An 18,489-nucleotide genomic window follows, 5' to 3' on the forward strand; every position below is an offset into this window, starting at 1 on the left:
CTTGCTGTAGATCGATTGAAGAGCTATGGTCAACCTATCGAAAATATAACCTTGATGGAATATTCCATAACACTCATATTCGATCCCCATGAATTGGGATATCGAATACACCGACGAGTTCGGCAACTGGTGGGAAGACCTGACTGAAAATGAGCAGAGCTCGGTGGCTGCAAGCGTGAAACTGCTGGGTCAATTTGGCCCAGGGTTGCGCTTTCCGCACAGCAGCGCGATCAACGGCGCGCGGCATGGCCATTTACGAGAACTGCGAGTTCAACATGCTGGACGACCCTACCGCATACTCTATGCGTTTGATCCAAGACGCTGTGCGCTGCTATTGATCGGTGGAGACAAAACCGGTCAGGATCGCTGGTATGAAGTTAACGTTCCGCTCGCCGACCGACTGTACGATGAGCATCTCAATACATTGCGCAAAGAGGGTTGTAAAAATGGCTAAGAAATTTGCCGAACTCGAGGCGCGCATGACCCCCGAAGCCCGGGAGCGCGCTCATTCGATCTACGAACAACACATCAAGGAAATGCCGCTGAACGAGCTGCGTCAGGCCAAAGCGCTGAGTCAGGCAACGCTTGCCGAAACGTTGCATGTCAATCAGGCCGCGATCTCGAAGATGGAGCGGCGCACGGATATGTACATCAGCACACTGCGTAACTACATCCGAGCGATGGGCGGAGAACTTGAAATCATCGCGACGTTTCCCGATGGACAAATCAAGATCGAAAATTTCGCAGGCTGAGGTTCCGCCCACTCAGCCGTTGAAATGCTTCATTAGCCGAGTTCGCCCTCTAGCGGAAACCTCAAAGCTGCGCCATCCCTCCTGCCGGATACACCGACTCCCATCCCCCACCCAACGCCTTGTACAACCCGACCATCGCCAGCGAAACGCCGGTCGAACTCTCCACCCACTGTTCCTGCGTTGCCAGCAGCGCGCTTTGCACGGTGAGGACGTTGACGAAATCGACCACGCCTTCGACGTACTGCTGTTGCGCGGTGCGCAGGGCGATCTGGTTCTGGCGTACGGCTTCGGCGAGGCTGTCGCGGCGGCGTTGACTGGCGTTGTAGGCGCTCAGTTGATCATCGATTTCGTGCCATGCGCGCAGTACGGTTTGCTGGTAGGCGACGGCGGCTTCCTGTTGTTGCGCTTCGCGCAGTTGCAGCATGCCGCGCAGGCGTCCGCCGTCGAACAACGGCAGGCTGAATTGTGGGCCGATGCCGAAGGCGCGCGAGCTCCACGAGCCGAAATCGCTGAGTTGCATGGCTTGCGAGCCGAGGTTGCCCGACAGGGTGATGCGCGGATAAAAGTCGCCCTTGGCCACGCCGATGTTGGCGGTGGCGGCGTGCAGGCGCGCTTCGGCCTGGCGGATGTCCGGGCGGCGTTCGGCCAGTTGTGACGGCAGGCCGATGGCGACTTGCAGCGGCGACTGCGGCACGGCGGCATCTGTGGATAACTCTTTGGCCAATGCCTGTGGTGGTTCGCCCATCAACAGGCTGATCGCGTTGATCAGTTGCGATTGGCGTTGTTCCAGCGCCGGCAATCGCGATTCGATCGCGGCGACTTGCGCGGCGGCTTCGGCGACGTCGAGGTCAGTCGCCACGCCATCGGCCAGCCGTAGTTGCGAGAGTTTCAGGCTGTGCCGCGCGACGTCGAGGTTTTGCTCGGTGACGGCGCGGGTGTTCTGCACGCCGCGCAGCTGAATGTAGTTTTGTGCGGTATCAGCGAGCACAGCAAGTAACACGCCTCGACGGTCGTTTTCAGCGACTTCGAGGTTGGCGTCGGCGGCTTCGGTTTCGCGGCGCACGCGGCCCCAGAAATCCAGTTCCCACGAGGCGGAGAAACCGGCATCCCACAGGTTGAACGCGGAATCGCCGTTGTGTCCGGACGGGTCGTTCAGGCCCTCGCCGCTGTTGCGTTTGCGCGCGTAGCTGCCAGTGGCGGCGGTGTTCGGATAACGGTCGGCGGTGATCACCTGGCGAGCGGCACGGCTTTGTTGCAGGCGGCTGCTGGCCAGTTGCAGGTCGAGGTTGCTCTGCACCGCACGCTGAGTGAGTGCGGAGAGTTGCGAGTCGTGGAAGACTTCCCACCAGCGTTCGTTGAGGGGTTCGCTGACGGCTTGGCTGGGGGCTGACTTGGCGGGTTTGGCCCAGTCGGCGATTTGTGTGGCTTCGGGTTTCTGGAAGTCTGGGCCGACGGCGCAGGCGGTGAGGCTTGCTGTCACCAAGGCGCTGAAAATGAGTGGCTGCCACTGACCCCATCGCTGGCAAGCCAGCTCCCACAGGGATTGTGCAGGTTGTCCAAATTGTTGAGCCCCACCGACGGAACCTGTGGGAGCTGGCTTGCCAGCGATGAGGCCAGTCGATTCAACACGGCTCATCGCTGAGTCACCTCACGCACCGATGTCGCCGAGCTTTTGGTATCAATGCTCGCCTCCACCGACATCCCCACGCGCAACCGTTCGGCCAACGGCTGGCCCGGTTCGAGCATGATCTTCACCGGAATCCGCTGCACCACCTTGGTGAAGTTGCCCGTGGCGTTATCCGGTTTTACCGCCGCAAAGGTCACGCCCGTGGCCGGTGCAATACTCTCGATCCGTCCGCTCAACGCTTCGCCGCCAAGGCTGTCGACACGCACCTGCACCTCCTGCCCCGGCTGCACATCGGTGAGTTGCGTCTCCTGAAAATTCGCCACTACATACGCCTGCTGCAACGGCACCACCGCCAGCAGTTTGCTGCCCGGCGTCACATACGCACCTACGCGCACCGCACGCTCGCCGATCATGCCGTCCTGCGGCGCCGTGATACGCGTGTAGGAGAGTTCGAAACTGGCGATTTCCAGTGCCGCTTGCGCGTGTTTCAGACTGCCTTCGGCGGCGTCACGCTGAGCGGTGAGGATGTCGACCTGCTTGCGTTCCGCCGCCAGCTTCGCGGTGGCGGTGTCCAGATGAGCAGTGGCCTGATCGATGCGCGTGCGCGCCTGTTGCGCGTTTTGCACAGTACCGGCGCCGACGCCCGCCAAGTGGTTGTAGCGATTCAATTCCTGCTGGGCGAAGGCCATTTCAGCCTTGGCCGACACCACCGAGGCTTGCGCCTGGGCGATCACCGAAGTCTGGCGTTCCAGCGTCGCTTTGGCATTCTGCAACTGCGCTCGCGCGACCAAGGTTTGCGCGTCCGCTGCCTCAGCTGAAGCGCGCAAGTCGCGATCATCGATCAGTGCCAGCAACTGCCCGGCTTTGACCTGCTGGTTGTCCTCCACCAAGACTTCCTTGATAAACCCGGCCACGCGCGGCACGACGAGCGTGTAGTCGGCGGAGACAAAAGCGTCGTTGGTGTTTTGCTGAGTACGTTTGCCAAACACGCCGGGCAGCGCCAGGTAAACCAGCACGCCGACCGCCAGTGCGGCGGCTATGGCCACCGCGAGTTTTTGCTTTGCTTGAGTCGTCATAAAAACCTTCTGTTTCAGTGAAGCAATCAGGTCGGCGCGCGCGGCGGAAAGATCCGCGTCGGCAGCCAGAAAATCAGCAGAATCAACGCCACCGCGACGCCGGCCATGCACACATAGAGATCGGAAGAAGTCAGCACCACGGCTTGTTCGTGCAGGCGATGGGCAAGGCTCGGATCGCTGCGGTCGGCCAGCGGCGAATTGCCGAGGCTGTCGACCAGCATGGTCGAGTGGAAATGCAGACGCGCGGTGGTCAGCGCTTCGATCACCCCGGTAGCGACCACGGCCGCCAAGCCTTTCACCGTGTTGAACCACGCGGAGGCGAACGGCCCGTCCTGCGGCTGGATGCTGCCGGTGGACAACATCAACAGCGGCAATACCGACATCGGCTGACCGAAGATCTGCAGCCATTGCAGGACGTAGAAATTGTCGCGAATCCATTCTGAAGTCAGCAGCGATCCGCCCAGGCAGGACAGCGTCAACATGCTCAAACCCATGCCAAGTACCCAGCGGCAATCGACCCAGCGCAGGTTGCACAGCGCCGCCACCAGCGGCAGCGCGATCAACTGCGGCAACGCGGCGATCAGCATGATCGGTGCGGTCTGCGCCGGGCGATAACCCTGCACCTGCGCCAGATAACTCGACGGAATCAACACCACCGCCTGCAGAACTATCAGCACACCGGCCAGGGTCATCAAGGCGAACGACAGGTTGCGGATACCGAGCATCTGCAATTTGAAAAACGGGGTCGGCTGCGACCACTCGTTGATCAGGAACGCCACCAGCAGCAGCGAGCCGGCGCCGAGCAATCCACAGATCAGGCTCGACTCGAACCAGTCCAGCCGATTGCCCTGCAACAAACCGATCACCAACATGCAGATCGCCGGAAAGCCCAGCAGCAGGCCTTTCCAGTTGAACGATTTGAGGCGTTCCAAACGCAGCGGGTCCTGCGGAATACCCCACGCGACCATCGCCATGGCGATCAGGCACGGCACGATGATTTGCCAGAACGTCCATTGCCAGCCGACGTATTCAGTCCACAAACCGGCCAGCGGCGTACCTAGGCCCGGGCCGAATGTCGCCGTCAGCGCGTAACCGGCCAGACCGTAGAGTTTGATGTTCGCCGGCAAAAAGCGCAGGGCGACGGTCATCAGCATCGGCGGCAATGCACCGCCGGCCAGTCCTTGCAGGATGCGCATCAGCAGCAGACTTTCGTAGTTCGGCGCGAATGGACACAGCACGCCGAGTAGCGTGAACAGACCGATCGCGCAGAGGGTGAAGCGGCGCAGCGAGAAGGTCACCGAACACCACGGCGCGAAGGCCATGGCCGCGACCGAAGTGGCGGTGTAACTGGCCACCAGCCAGGTGCCTTCGTCGTAACCGATGCTCAGCGCGCCACGGATGTCGGCCAGGGCCACCTTGGTGACCATCTCGTTGAGGCCCGACACCAGCACCGCCAGCAGCACGCCGACCAGGCCAATGATGATCCGCGCCCCGAACACCGGTGGCGTCGCCGCCTTCGCCGGGCTGGCCGCAGCGATGGGCGCTGCCGCCGTCAGGGATGTCATGAATGCAAACTCCGGAGGGAAAAATACCGGAGCATCTTAGTCGGGCTTGGCAATGACGAAAATTGACTTATTGGCAGCTTATAAGTGCGTCAGACGCAATTGTTAAAAGCAAAAGATCGCAGCCTTCGGCAGCTCCTACAGGGATATGCATTCCAATGTAGGAGCTGCCGAAGGCTGCGATCTTTTGATCTTAGGGTTGTGCAGCCAGCCAGGTTTCGTCGCAGCAAGCCTTGAGGGTTTCGCGCAGCCAGCGGTGTGCCGGATCCTTGTCGAAACGCGGGTGCCAGGCCTGGGTCAGCATCAGCGTCGGTAACGGTATCGGCAGGTCGAACGAGCGAAGTTTCAGCCCCAGCCGGCGCACGCTGAGCAGCGCTTCCTTGGGCACTGGGAGGATCAAGTCGGAATCCGGCAAAGCGAACATTGCCGCATGGAAACTCGGCGCGATCACCGCAACGCGCCGCTCCAGCCCCAGCGCATTCAGCGCCGTATCGATCGGGCCGCGCGCGATGCCACGGCGCGACATGCTGATATGGGAAAACCCGGCGTAGCGCTCGGCGGTGATTTCACCGTCGAGCAATGGATGATCTTCGCGCACCAGTCCCACGAAGTGCGTGGAAAACAAGTTCTGCACTTTGACTTCAGGGGTGACGGGCCGGGTGTTGCTGACGCTCAGATCGATACGCCCCTCGCGCAGTGCTTCATCGTCGCCATCGCCTTCCGGGACGAAGCGCAATTCGCAGTGCGGCGCCAGTTGATCGAGGGTGTCGAACAGCTTGCCGCCGTAGACACCGATGAAGAAGTCATTGGCGCGAATGCTGAAACGGCGGCGCAGTGTGCCCAGTTCCACGCTGTCGGCGGAGCGGAACAGCAGCGCGGCCTGCTCGACGACGTCACGCACCTGTTCACGCAACTCCAGCGCCTTGGGAGTCGGCACCAGCCCCCGGCCGGCGCGCACAAGGATCGGATCACCGATGGCTTCGCGGATTCGCGTCAGGGTACGGCTCATCGCCGCCGGACTGAGATTCATCCGCCGCGCGGCGCCGACCACACTGCCCTCGTCGAGCAAGGCGTCGAGGGCGACCAGAAGGTTCATGTCCGGGAGTTGCATGCTGAGCACTCATAACTGATCAGGATTGATCTGGGCGCAATGCTAGCAAACATCCTTTAGGTATGGAGGCGCCGGACAGGACGCCATCGCTGGCAAGCCAGCTCCCACAGTGGTTGAGGCGTTCACAACATCTGAAAACACCAAAAAACCTGTGGGAGCTGGCTTGCCAGCGAAGGGGCCAGCCGCCACGCCAAAAATTACCGCTGCATACCCCAGCGCTTGACCGTCACTCGCTCCAGCGTATCGAACACCAGATTTTCCACCAGCAACCCGATCAGAATCACCACCGCCAACCCGGCAAACACCTTGTCGGTGTACAGCTCATTGCGGTTCTGGAAGATGTACCAGCCCAGACCGCCCTTGCCACTGGTCGCACCGAACACAAGTTCTGCCGCGATCAGGGTGCGCCAGGCAAACGCCCAGCCGATCTTCAACCCGGCCAGAATCGACGGTAGCGCCGCCGGGATCAGGATGAACAACACCAGTCGCAAACCCTTCAGACCATAATTGCGCCCAGCCATGCGCAGGGTGTCCGAAACCCCGAGAAACCCGGCATAGGTGTTCAGCGCCAGGGCCCACAACACCGAATGCACCAGCACGAAAATCAGGCTGTTCTGCCCCAGGCCAAACCACAGCAACGCCAGCGGCAACAGGGCAATCGCCGGCAACGGATTGAACATCGAAGTCATCGTGCTCAGCAGATCACGGCCCAACTGCGTCGACACCGCCAGCGTGGTCAGGGCAAAAGCCAGGACGATACCGATCAGATAGCCCTTGATCAGCACCACCAACGATATCCATACCTTGGCCAGCAGCTCACCGCTGAGCAGCCCATCGAACAGCGCATGGCTGGTCTGCAAAAAGCTCGGCAGCATCAGGTCATTGTTCTGGATCCGCGCGACCACTTCCCACAGCACCGCCAGCACAATCAGGATCAGGCCTTTACGCAACCAGCCCTGTTGCCACAGCCGCGTACCCAGCGACAACTCACGCTCGACCGGCACTTCAGTCAGCGGCTCCAGGACAATTTCGAATTCTTCACGCACAGATGATGAATGGCTCATCGGGTAATCCTCCTGGCCGCTCAATAGGCGATGCGAATGTCGTTGAAGTCGTGGTCACGCTCGGTTTCCGGCGACTGGCCTTCGTCGAACAGCAGACGATGAATGCGCCGCGCCGATTCCTGAAACGCCACGCCACCGAGGCTGTGCAGATCGTATTGATGGCTGTGCACTTCGGCGCGTACCCGCCCCGGATGTGGCGACAGCAAAAGGATGCGATTGCCGACCACCAAAGCCTCTTCAATCGAGTGCGTGACGAACAACAAGGTGAAGCGCACTTCTTCCCAGAGCAGCAGCAACTCTTCCTGCATCTTGCGGCGGGTCAGCGCATCGAGTGCGGCGAACGGTTCGTCCATCAAGAGGATTTTCGGCTGCATCGCCAGCGCCCGGGCAATCGCCACCCGTGCTTTCATGCCGCCGGACAAAGTGTGCGGATAAGCATCGGCGAACGCCGCCAGGCCAACTTTTTCCAAATAGTGCAGCGCGCGTTCTTCGGCTTCTTTCTTCTTCAGAGTGCGCGACGCGAGGAGCGGAAACATCACGTTCTGTTTGACGGTTTTCCACGGCGGCAGTTGATCGAATTCCTGAAACACCACGATGCGGTCCGGCCCCGGCGCGTCGACGCGCTGGCCTTGCAGACGGATCTCGCCTTCGCACGGTTGAATGAACCCGGCGACCGCTTTGAGCAAGGTGGATTTGCCGCAACCGGACGGGCCGAGCAGCACGTAGCGATCGGCAGGATCAATTTCAAAACTGACTTGGTGGGTGGCACGCACTACGCGTTGCGGCGTGCGGTATTCGAGGCTGACATGATCGACCGCCAGCAACGCGTCGCTGCGGGCGATCGGGTTGCTGGCCGCGTGGCCTGGCAAGGGAGCGTTCATTTTTTGATCAATCTCCGGCGAATCAGAAAGGCGCGTCGCCCTGAATGGTCGTGCGATACAGCTTGCGGCGCAGGTGCGCGGGGCAGCCGGCGGCGAGATGGATCAGCGAACGGTTGTCCCAGAACACCAGATCGTGGGGCTGCCACTGATGGCGGTAGATGTTTTGCGGCAGCACGCTGTGGGCATAGAGCTCGCTCAGCAGTTGCTGGCTCTCGTCTTCCGGCAGGCCGACGATGCGCGTGGTGAAACCTTCGCTGACGAACAGGGCTTTACGTCCGTTCTCCGGGTGCGTGCGCACCACTGGGTGCACCACTTCCGCGACCTGAGCCAGTTGCTCCGGGGTCAGGGTCGGGCGCCAGTTGCCTTCGAATTTGGTTTCGCTGTAGCGGGCGGTGTAGGAATGCGCGGCCGAACGACCTTCAACCGCTTTGCGCAAGGCCTCGGGCAAGCTGTCCCAGGCTTTGTGCATATCGGCGAACAGGGTGTCGCCACCCTCGGACGGCAACTCCTGCGCGTGGAGCATCGAACCGAGGCTCGGCAGCTCTTTATAAGAGAGGTCGGAGTGCCAGAACTTGCCGGCATCACCGAGGCCGATGTTCTGGCCGTTTTCGATGATGTTGGAAACGATGAGGATTTCCGGGTGGTTGGCCAGCAGGAACTGCTTGAGCACATGGATCTGCAACACGCCGAAGCGGCGGCTGAAGTCGATTTGCTGTTGCGGGGTGATTTGCTGGTCGCGAAACACCACGACGTGGTGATCCAGGTGCGCGCGATGAATGCGCGCAAAGTCCTGATCATTGATCAGCCGGGTGAGGTCGAGGCCAATAATTTCGGCGCCGACGGCACCGCAGAACGGACGGACTTCGAAGGATTGCGGCGCGGCGGTCGCGGCGCTTGGGGAAGCAGTAGCTGCGGACATCTTTCCATCTCCCACGCACGGCACGCTCACGGGCGCGCTCGTCGATCAGACACTCACGCTGGATTGCGTGTTGGTTCAGGTCGTGCGGCGCGCCGATTGGTCGGCAGGTACGCAGGGGGATGACTTTATAGCTATAAGAATCGGAAATTAAATACCGTTAATGAATAACGATATGGCGATTGGTGAGGAATGGACTGGATGGTGAGTGACGGTTTTTGTCACTTACTGACAGGCATGTGGTGTTTTGGCTGGCGCCATCGCTGGCAAGCCAGCTCCCACAGGGTTCTCGGCTGGAACATCAATATGTATCCGACACAGAAACCTGTGGGAGCTGCGGTGCGACGACTCGACTTGCCAGCGATGAGGCCGGCAAGGCCACTAGAGGAATCAACGCTCGTGCAACGCCTCTGCCCGCGCACGAATGATCGGCTTGAGCAGATAACTCAACACCGACTTCTTGCCGGTAATGATGTCCACAGACGCCACCATCCCCGGGATGATCAGCAACGGCTTCTCGTCCGTGCCCAAGTGGCTGCGCTCAGTGCGCACCTTGATGATGTAGTACGTGGTTTTCTTGTCTTCGTCGGTGATGGTGTCGGCACCGATCTGCTCAAGCTTGGCTTTGAGCCCGCCATAGATGGTGTAGTCGTACGCGGTGAACTTGACGATCGCTTCCTGCCCCGGATGCAGGAAGGCAATGTCCTGCGGACGAATCTTGGCTTCGACCAGTAAGGTGTCATCCAGCGGTACGATTTCGACCATGTCGCTGCCCGGCTGAATAACGCCGCCGATGGTGTTGACCAGCAACTTGTTGACGATGCCGCGCACCGGCGATGTCACCAGCGTGCGGCTGACGCGGTCTTCCAGCGCCTTGCCGGTGGCGCTGGCCTTGTTCAGGTCGGTGCGTGCTTCGTTGAGTTGGGTCAGCGCTTCACTGCGGAACTTGCCACGGGTTTCATCAATCTTGCGCTGCACTTCCTTGATCGCCGATTCAGCGCGCGGAATCGCCAGCGTCGTTGCATCCAGCTGACCACGGGTTTCCACCTCGGCACGCTTCAGACGCAAGACCTCCACCGGGGACACCGCGCCCTGAGCCACAAGCGGCTCGGACATATTGATTTCCTGCCGCTGCAAGCCGAGCTGCTGACGATACTGCGCTTGCTTGGAGGCGAATTCGCGCAGCTCTTGCTGACGCTGAATCAACTGCTCCTGCAAACCACCGATCTCGTCGTGCAACTGCTGACGGCGGCTGATGTACAGCGACTCTTCGCTTTTCGCCTGACCCGGAACAGCCTTGAGCACGTCCTCGGGGAAATTCAGCGGACGGTCGTCGACCTCGGCACTCAGGCGCTCTACGCGCAGCAGCATCGACAGGCGATCGGCCTCGGTTTCACCGACGTTGGAAGCAAATCGCGTGTCGTCGAGACGAATCAGCGGCGCACCGGCCTCGACGATCTGGCCTTCCTTGACGAACAGTTCGGAGATGATCCCGCCCTCAAGGTTCTGGATTTTCTGAATCTTCGACGACGGAATCGCTTTGCCGTCGCCCTTGGTCACTTCGTCGATCACGGCGAAGTTGGCCCACAGCAGCAGAAAGATAAAGAAGCCGATGATCGCCCAGATAGTCAGCCGCACGACGCGCGGGGCGTCCTCGATCAGCGCTTTGTTGACCTCTGGCAGGGGCTGGCCCTGCAGCGAGGCCGAGCCTTTGAAGTAGCGACGGATCGAATCCTTGAAACCCGACTTAAGCAACACTGATCTGCCCCTTCTTCAACGCTTCCATCACGGCGGCTTTCGGGCCATCGGCGAGAATCTGTCCACGGTCGATCACCAGCAGACGATCGACCAGCGACAACAGTGAAGCCCGGTGCGTGACCAGCACCACGGTCTTGTTTTCAATCACCGCCGCGAGGCGTTGCTTGAGGCGTTCTTCACCGGTGTTGTCCATGGCACTGGTTGGCTCGTCCATCAGCAAAATCGGCGGGTTGAGCAACAAGGCCCGGGCCAGCGCGACGTTCTGTCGTTGGCCGCCGGAGAGGTTCTGCCCGCGCTCGCCGACTTGCAGTTCATAGCCTTGTGGATGCAGACGGGCGAATTCGTGGACGCCGGCCAGTTCGGCCGCCTGCAGGACCAGCTCGTCTTCTACATAACGCGCACCGGAAACGAGGTTGTCACGCAGGGTGCCGGCCAGGAGTTGGATGTCTTGCGGCACGTAGCCGATGTTGTAGCGCAGTTCGCTGACGTCGATCTGGCGGATATCCACACCGTCGACCAGCAACGCACCATCGTCCGGCTGATACAGGCCGACCAACAGTTTGGCGAGGGAGCTTTTGCCCGAGCCGCTGCGGCCGATGATGCCGATTTTCTCGCCCGGACGGATCACCAGGTTGATGTTCTTCAGCGCCGGGTTCTGTTGTTCCGGGTAGGTGAAGCTGAGCTGGCGGCATTCGATCGCACCCTGCAAAACCTTGCGGCTCAGCGGGCGTTCTTCGAAATTGCGCTCTTGCGGCAACTCCATCATCTGGTCGACCGAGGTCATGGTCACCCGCGCCTGCTGATAACGGGTCAGCAGACCCGACAGCGACGCCAGCGGACTCAGTGCGCGGCCGCTGAGCATGTAGCAGGCAATCAGACCGCCCATGCTCAGGTTACCGGCGATGATCTGGTACACGCCGAAGACAATCATGATCACCCCGGCCAGTTGCTGGATCAGCAGGGTGATGTTCATCGCCAGGCCGGAAAGCATTTTCACCCGCAGCTCGAGACGGCTGAGGGTGCCGATGGTCTGTTCCCACTGGTATTGGCGTTCGCTCTCGGCATTGTTGACCTTGACCGCGTCGAGGCCGGCGAGGGTTTCGATCAGGCTCGACTGGCGCTCGGCACCGAGGGCCATGGTGCGTTCCATGGTTGCCACCAGCGGCTTCTGCAAGGCGTAGCCGATCAGCAGAGCAATCGGGAACGCCAACACTGGAATCCACACCAGATGCCCGCCGAGAATGGCGATGACAATAAAGATGAGGATGGTGAACGGCAGGTCGATCAGGCTGGTCAGGGTCAGCGAGGCGAGGAAGTCGCGCAGGCTCTGAAACTCATGGATGTTCTGCGCAAAACTGCCGACCCGCGCCGGGCGGTATTTCATCGCCATACCGACGATGCGCTCGAACAGCGTCGCCGAGATGATCAGGTCGGTTTTCTTCCCGGCCAGATCCAGGCACAGGCTGCGCAGGCTCTTGAGAATCAGGTCGAAGATATAGGCGCCAGTGATACCCAGCGCCAGCACCCAAAGGGTCGCTTCGGCCTGGTTTGGCACCACGCGGTCGTAGACGTTCATCACGAACAGCGGCGCGGCCATGGCGATGATGTTGATCAGGAAACTCGCGGCGATCGCATCGGCGTACAGCCAGCGCGAACGCTTGAGGGTGTCGCGGAACCACGAGCGTGCGCGCGGAATCAGCGTGCCGTGGTTGACGTCGAATTTGTGTTGCGGCTGAGCGAAAAAGACTTTGCCGGTGTAATCGTCGGCGAGCAGTTCGCGACTGACAATGGACTCGCCGCCGTCGGTTTCGCTGAGCAGCACCCGCGCTTCGTGGTCACCCTGCCAGCCGAGCAGGACGGCGCTGCGACCATCCTTGAGCAGCAGCAAGGCCGGCATGGCGATCGCCGGAATTTCTTCCAGTTTGCGTTGCAGCACCCGACCTTGCAGGCCGGCGCGAGCCGCCGCACGGGGCAGCAACTCGACACTCAGGCGTTGTTTGGGCAGCGGCAGGCCGGTGGTCAGCATCGCCGCGCTGGCGGGTTTCTGATGAAGCATGCAAAGGGCGAGCAGTCCGTCCAGTAAAGGATCGTCGTGCAACGCGCGTGGATCATGACTGAGTTGAACTCGACTGACTTCTGATTCCACGCTCGACACTCTTTGACAGTTGAAAAGGGATAACTCAATTCATCCCAGGCAGCTGGACCTTGGGCTTGACGTCGTTTTGCACAACGGATGCCAACGGTGCGACCACTCCCTGGCTTCTGAGCAACTCGCCCATGGTCGCCTTGATTCGGTACTGAGTAAATAACTGAATGTTTTTGATTTCAGCCAGACGCCGCGAAGCGGTGAACAACTCGTTTTCGCTGTCGAGCAAATCGAGCAGGGTACGTTCGCCGAGGCTGAACTGACGCTGGTAGGCGGTGCGCACCGAGGTGCTGTGGTCGACGTATTGCTGAGCGATCGGCACCTGGGCGTTAGCGTTGTTCAGGGCGTTCCAGGCCAGACCGAGTTCTTCGTTCAACTGGCGCAGGGCGTTGTTGCGGATGTCCAGCGCCTGGTTCGACAGGTACGACTTGGATTCCAGATCGGCCTTGTTGCTGCCACCGGAATAGAGGTTGAAGCGCATGCGGAGCATGGCTTGCCATTCGTTGTTGTGACCGTTCTGGCCGTCGAGGTCGTTGTCGGCTGTGCGGCCCAGCTCGGCGTCGAAACGTGGGTAGAAGGTCGATTTGGCGGTTTCGTATTGCTTCTCGGCGGCGGCGATGTCGGATTCGGCCGAACGCAGGATCGGGCTGTTTTCCAGCATCTGCTGCCGCGCTTCGTTGAGGTTGGCCGGCATCATTGCCATGAACGGCGCCGGCCGCTCGAGTTGATCGGGCATCTGGCCGACGGCGCTGAGGAAGTTGGTTTCCGAGTCGGCCAGATTGGTCTGCTCGGTGATCAGGTTGTTACGGGCCTGAGCCATTCGCGCTTCAGCCTGATCGAGATCGGCACCGCTGCCGACGCCGCGCTGGGTGCGCAACTGAATCTGGTCGTAGATGCGCTGGTGGCTCTTGAGATTTTCTTCGGCCAGACGCACGAACTCACGACGGGTCAGCACGTCCAGGTAGACCTGGGCGACGGTCAGCGCGGTGCGCTCGGAAGTGCCAAGCAACGAGTACGCACGCGAGTTAACGGTGGCTTGTTGACGCCCGACTTCGCTGGACGTCGCAAAACCGTCAAAGACCATTTGCGAGAGACGTAAACTTGACTCGCTACGGTTCAGGGTTTCGTAGTGGTTACCGGAATTGGCGCGGGTAGTAACGCTGTCGGTGCCTTCACGACCATAACCGCCGAGCAGATCGACCTTCGGCAGGTATCCACCTTTTGCCGCTCTTAATTGATAATCCGCAGCCAATCGACTGTTGACCCCTGCCTGGATTTCCGGATGGACATCCAGTGCCTGCTGCATGGCTTCTGGTAAGGATTGTGCTTGTACAAAAGAAGCGGCGAGAGCGAAGGGTAGGGCGAAAAGCAGGGGCGAACGCATGATAGGAATTTCCCAGAACTTCTTGTCTTGAATCACAGCAAAACGTGGCGCTGCGTCGGATGATGGCAACCAGATTGACCGTATGTCGGAAAGTTCAAAACAGGAACTGGATCACACGCTGAAGGACAGGTCGCCGCGGAAATATCAATGTGACATTAGTGGGGCGATTGTTTAGGATGGCACCCAGAAGGTCAATAGTTTGGCATAAAGTTAATAGCGAAAGAATATAGCCAAATTATTGACGATTAAATGCGTCAAACTTGTTTAGCAAATTTTTAAAGTACGTCCAGACTGAATCGGCGCCCATGCCCTCAGGTCCATGGAAGTCAACTGAACGTGACACCCCGGAGAGTCTTCAATGAGCAGTGTTGTTGCCATCGTCAAAAGCATTGTCGGTCAGGTATTCGTGGTGTCCCCAGAGGGCGTGCGTCGCGTACTCGTTGAAGGCGATCGCCTGTTCGTTGGCGACCAGATCGACACCGGCCTCTCCGGCGCCGTGTCGCTTGAATTGGCCGATGGCCGCACCCTCGATCTGGGCCGTGAGACTCAGTGGAGCGCCACCGCGCCCGACTCCAGCACTGACCTGGCTGAAGCCACCGCGCAGGCTGCGCCGTCGGTAGCCGAACTGCAGCAAGCCATCGCCGCCGGTGTCGACCCGACCACCGCCCTCGATGCCACCGCTGCCGGCCCGAGCGCCGCAGGCACGGGCGGTGCTGCTGGTGGCGGCCACAGCTTCGTCATGCTCGATGCCACCGCTGGCCGCGTTGACCCGACCATTGGTTTCCCGACCGCAGGGATCAACGCTGCCGGCCAGGCCGCGCAAAACATTACTGGCGGCCAGACCACCGACACCACCACCAACGCCCTGCGTGATTCGACACTGAGCCTCAGCGCCACGCCGTCCATCACCGAAGCCGGCGGCGTGCTGGTGTACACCGCGACCCTGACCCAGGCGCCGCTGACCGACCTGACCATCACCCTGTCCAATGGCGCGGTGATTGTGATTCCCGCAGGCGCAACCACCGGCACCGTCAACGTGCCGCTGGCGCCGAACGACACCGTTTACAACGACCCGACCCAGATCGACGTGACCGTCACCGGCACCACCGGCGGTAATGGCATCACCGTGACGCCGCCGACCACTCCGGCGACGACGCAGGTCACCGACACCATCGACACCACTACCGTCACCCTGACGACCGGGCCGAGTGTCACTGAAGGCGGGCAGATCACCTACACCGCGACCCTGACCAATCCGGCACAAACCCCGGTGACCGTCACCCTGTCGAACGGCTCGACCATCACCATTGGCGCAGGCCAGACCACCGGCACCGTCAACGTGCCGACACCGGCCAACGACGTCTATAACAACGGCAGCACCGTCACCACCACCATCACCGGTGCCAGCGGCGGCAACTTCGAAAACCTGGTGCCGAACCCGACACCAGCGGTGACGACCATCACCGATTCGATCGACACCACCAACCTGACCCTGACCGCCACCGGCACAGTGGTCGAGGGTGGCCAGATCACTTACACAGCGACCCTGACCAACCCGGCGCAGACGCCAGTAACCGTCACCCTGTCGAACGGTTCGACCATCACCATTGAAGCCGGCCAGACCACCGGCACCGTCAACGTGCCGACCGCGGCCAATGACGTCTACAACAATGGCGGCACCGTCAGCACCACCATTACTGGCGCTACCGGCGGCAACTTCGAAAGTCTGGTGCCGAACACAACGCCAGCCACCACCACGGTTACCGATTCGATCGACACAACCAGCGTCAGCCTCACCGCTACCGGTACAGTCGTAGAAGGCGGCCAGATCACTTACACCGCGACGCTGACCAATGCTGCGCAGACTCCGGTGACGATCACCCTGTCGAACGGCTCGACCATCACCATTGACGCCGGCCAGACTACCGGCAGCGTCAACGTGCCGACCGCGGCCAACGACGTTTACAACAATGGCAGCACCGTCAGCACCACCATCACCGGTGCTACCGGCGGCAATTTCGAAAATCTGGTGCCGAACACGACGCCAGCGACCACCACCATTACCGACTCGATCGACGACACCAACCTGTCGCTGACAGCGACCGGGACTGTGGCTGAAGGTGGCTCGATCGTTTACACCGCGACCCTGGCCAATCCTGCCGGCACGCCGGTGACCGTGACCCTGAGCAATGGTTCGGTGATCACCATTGATGCGGGCAAAACCACTGGCACCGTGACCGTTCCGGCGCCGGCCGACGACGTCTATAAAGACGCCGGCAAAGTCGAAGTCACCATCAAGGATGCGACTGGCGGCAACTTCGAGAATCTGGTGCCGAGCACTGTCCCGGCCGTGACCGAAGTGACCGACACCATCGACACCTCGACCGTGAAACTGACGGCTGATACCTCGGTTGCTGAAGGTGGCACCGTCACTTACACCGCCACGGTCGGTGCGCCGGTAACCGGCTCGCCTGTCATCGTTACCCTGGCCAACGGTCAGAGCATTACCATTGAAGTCGGTAAAACCACCGGCACCGTGACCACTACCGTCGCTAACGATGCGTTGACCGGCAATGCGCCGCTGACCAATTCGATCACTGGCGTTTCCGGTGGTAATTATGAAGATCTGGTGGCCGACAAAACCCCGGTTTCGACTACCGTGACTGACGTCACCGACACCACCAATCTGTCGCTGAGCGCCACCGGTTCTGTGGCTGAAGGTGGCCAGATCACTTACACCGCGACCCTGACCAACGCCGCAGGCTCGCCTGTTACCGTGACCCTGTCGAACGGTTCGGTGATCACCATCGAGGCGGGTAAAACCACTGGCACCGTGACTGTTCCTGCGCCCGCCGATGACGTCTACAAAGACGCGGGCAAAGTCGAAGTGACGATCAAGGATGCCAGCGGCGGCAACTTCGAAAACCTCGTTCCGAGCACCGTTCCAGCCGTTACCGAAGTCACTGACACCATCGACACGTCGACCGTGACGCTGACGGCTGACACCTCGGTCGCAGAAGGCGGCACCGTCACCTATACCGCCACTGTCGGCGCGCCAGTCACCGGTTCGCCTGTGGTCGTGACTCTGGCCAACGGTCAAAACATCACCATTGAGGTCGGCAAAACAACCGGCACCGTTACCACCACTGCACCGAATGACGCGTTGACCGGCCACGCGCCGATCACCAACGCAATCACGGGCGTGAGCGGCGGCAATTACGAAGATCTGGTAGCTGACAAAACCCCGGTCAGCACCACGGTCACCGACACCACTGACACCACCGACCTGACGCTGAGCGCGACGGGTACCGTGGCTGAAGGCGGCCAGATCACTTACACCGCGACCCTGACCAACGCCGCAGGCTCGCCTGTTACCGTGACCCTGTCGAACGGTTCGGTGATCACCATCGAGGCCGGCAAAACCACTGGCACCGTGACCGTTCCGGCGCCCGCCGATGACGTCTATAAAGACGCCGGCAAAGTCGAAGTGACGATCAAGGATGCCACCGGCGGCAACTTCGAGAACCTGGTGCCGAGCACCGTTCCGGCCGTCACCGACGTGACCGATACCGTCGATACCACTACGGTCAAACTGACCGCCACCGAATCGGCTGCTGAAGGTGGCACCGTCACCTATACCGCCACTGTCGGCGCGCCAGTCACCGGTTCGCCTGTGGTCGTGACCCTGGCCAATGGTCAGAACATCACCATCGAAGTCGGTAAAACCACCGGCACCGTGACCTTCACCGCACCGAACGATGCGCTGACCGGCCACGCGCCGCTCACCAACGCGATCACCGACGTAACCGGCGGCAACTTCGAAAATCTGGTGGCGGACAAAACGCCGGTCAGCACCACCGTGACCGACACCGTCGACACCACCAACCTGTCGCTCAGCGCGACCGGTTCTGTGGCTGAGGGCGGCTCGATCATCTACACCGCCACATTGACCAACGCTGCTGGCTCGCCAGTGACCGTGACGCTGAGCAACGGCGCCGTGATCACCATCGAGGCCGGCAAAACCACCGGCACCGTGACCGTTCCAGCACCAGCAGACGACGTCTACAAAGACGCTGGCAAGGTCGAAGCGACGATCTCCACCGCTACCGGTGGCAACTTCGAAAATCTGGTGCCGAGCACTGTTCCGGCCGTGACCGAAGTCACCGACACCATCGACACCTCGACCGTCAAACTAACGGCCGATACCTCCGT

General features: G+C 60.7%; 13 protein-coding genes. 3 read left to right on the forward strand and 10 right to left on the reverse strand.

Annotated features, from left to right (window positions below; translation table 11 throughout):
• Window positions 1-88 precede the first annotated feature (88 nt).
• Window positions 89-454 carry a type II toxin-antitoxin system RelE/ParE family toxin gene (locus tag M5G26_RS04570; RefSeq protein ID WP_175552822.1) on the forward strand — a complete coding sequence of 122 codons (366 nt, stop codon included), beginning with the start codon at window positions 89-91 and terminating at the stop codon, window positions 452-454.
• On the forward strand, window positions 447-752 hold the full coding sequence (locus M5G26_RS04575; protein WP_008080340.1) for an XRE family transcriptional regulator: 306 nt from the start codon (window positions 447-449) through the stop codon (window positions 750-752). Before M5G26_RS04570 ends, M5G26_RS04575 begins: the two co-directional genes overlap by 8 nt.
• Window positions 753-813: 61 nt before the next feature.
• Here the strand turns inward: M5G26_RS04575 and M5G26_RS04580 are convergent, their stop codons facing one another.
• From M5G26_RS04580 to M5G26_RS04625, 10 genes are all read right to left on the reverse strand, one after another.
• A complete protein-coding gene (locus M5G26_RS04580) occupies window positions 814-2,388 on the reverse strand; it encodes an efflux transporter outer membrane subunit (protein ID WP_273914562.1) in 1,575 nt (524 codons plus the stop codon).
• Window positions 2,385-3,455, reverse strand: a complete 1,071-nt coding sequence (locus M5G26_RS04585; protein WP_273914563.1) for an HlyD family secretion protein — start codon at window positions 3,453-3,455, stop codon at window positions 2,385-2,387. Before M5G26_RS04585 ends, M5G26_RS04580 begins: the two co-directional genes overlap by 4 nt.
• Before the next feature lie 26 nt (window positions 3,456-3,481).
• Entirely contained in the window at window positions 3,482-5,020 is a 1,539-nt protein-coding gene (locus M5G26_RS04590; RefSeq protein WP_273914564.1) for an MFS transporter, read from the reverse strand.
• Window positions 5,021-5,210: 190 nt separating this feature from the next.
• Window positions 5,211-6,128, reverse strand: a complete 918-nt coding sequence (locus M5G26_RS04595) for a LysR family transcriptional regulator (protein ID WP_016985559.1) — start codon at window positions 6,126-6,128, stop codon at window positions 5,211-5,213.
• A gap of 197 nt (window positions 6,129-6,325) precedes the next feature.
• Window positions 6,326-7,192, reverse strand: coding sequence for an ABC transporter permease (locus M5G26_RS04600; RefSeq protein ID WP_134176140.1), 867 nt, complete (start codon window positions 7,190-7,192; stop codon window positions 6,326-6,328).
• A 20-nt stretch (window positions 7,193-7,212) separates the two neighbouring features.
• Complete coding sequence (locus M5G26_RS04605; RefSeq protein ID WP_007918315.1) at window positions 7,213-8,073, reverse strand: ABC transporter ATP-binding protein; 861 nt, start codon at window positions 8,071-8,073, stop codon at window positions 7,213-7,215.
• Window positions 8,074-8,095: 22 nt separating this feature from the next.
• Complete coding sequence (locus M5G26_RS04610; RefSeq protein ID WP_273914565.1) at window positions 8,096-8,992, reverse strand: TauD/TfdA dioxygenase family protein; 897 nt, start codon at window positions 8,990-8,992, stop codon at window positions 8,096-8,098.
• A 387-nt stretch (window positions 8,993-9,379) separates the two neighbouring features.
• Window positions 9,380-10,747 carry an HlyD family type I secretion periplasmic adaptor subunit gene (locus M5G26_RS04615; protein WP_007918311.1) on the reverse strand — a complete coding sequence of 456 codons (1,368 nt, stop codon included), beginning with the start codon at window positions 10,745-10,747 and terminating at the stop codon, window positions 9,380-9,382.
• On the reverse strand, window positions 10,737-12,893 hold the full coding sequence (locus tag M5G26_RS04620; protein ID WP_273914566.1) for a type I secretion system permease/ATPase: 2,157 nt from the start codon (window positions 12,891-12,893) through the stop codon (window positions 10,737-10,739). Before M5G26_RS04620 ends, M5G26_RS04615 begins: the two co-directional genes overlap by 11 nt.
• 34 nt (window positions 12,894-12,927) lie before the next feature.
• Complete coding sequence (locus M5G26_RS04625) at window positions 12,928-14,277, reverse strand: TolC family outer membrane protein (RefSeq protein WP_273914567.1); 1,350 nt, start codon at window positions 14,275-14,277, stop codon at window positions 12,928-12,930.
• A gap of 358 nt (window positions 14,278-14,635) precedes the next feature.
• Here M5G26_RS04625 and M5G26_RS04630 point away from each other — a divergent pair.
• Window positions 14,636-18,489: retention module-containing protein (locus M5G26_RS04630; protein WP_273914568.1), on the forward strand; the 3,854-nt coding region annotated here is incomplete at its 3' end.

The organism is Pseudomonas sp. TNT2022 ID642 (genome assembly GCF_028656995.1).
GTDB lineage: Bacteria > Pseudomonadota > Gammaproteobacteria > Pseudomonadales > Pseudomonadaceae > Aquipseudomonas.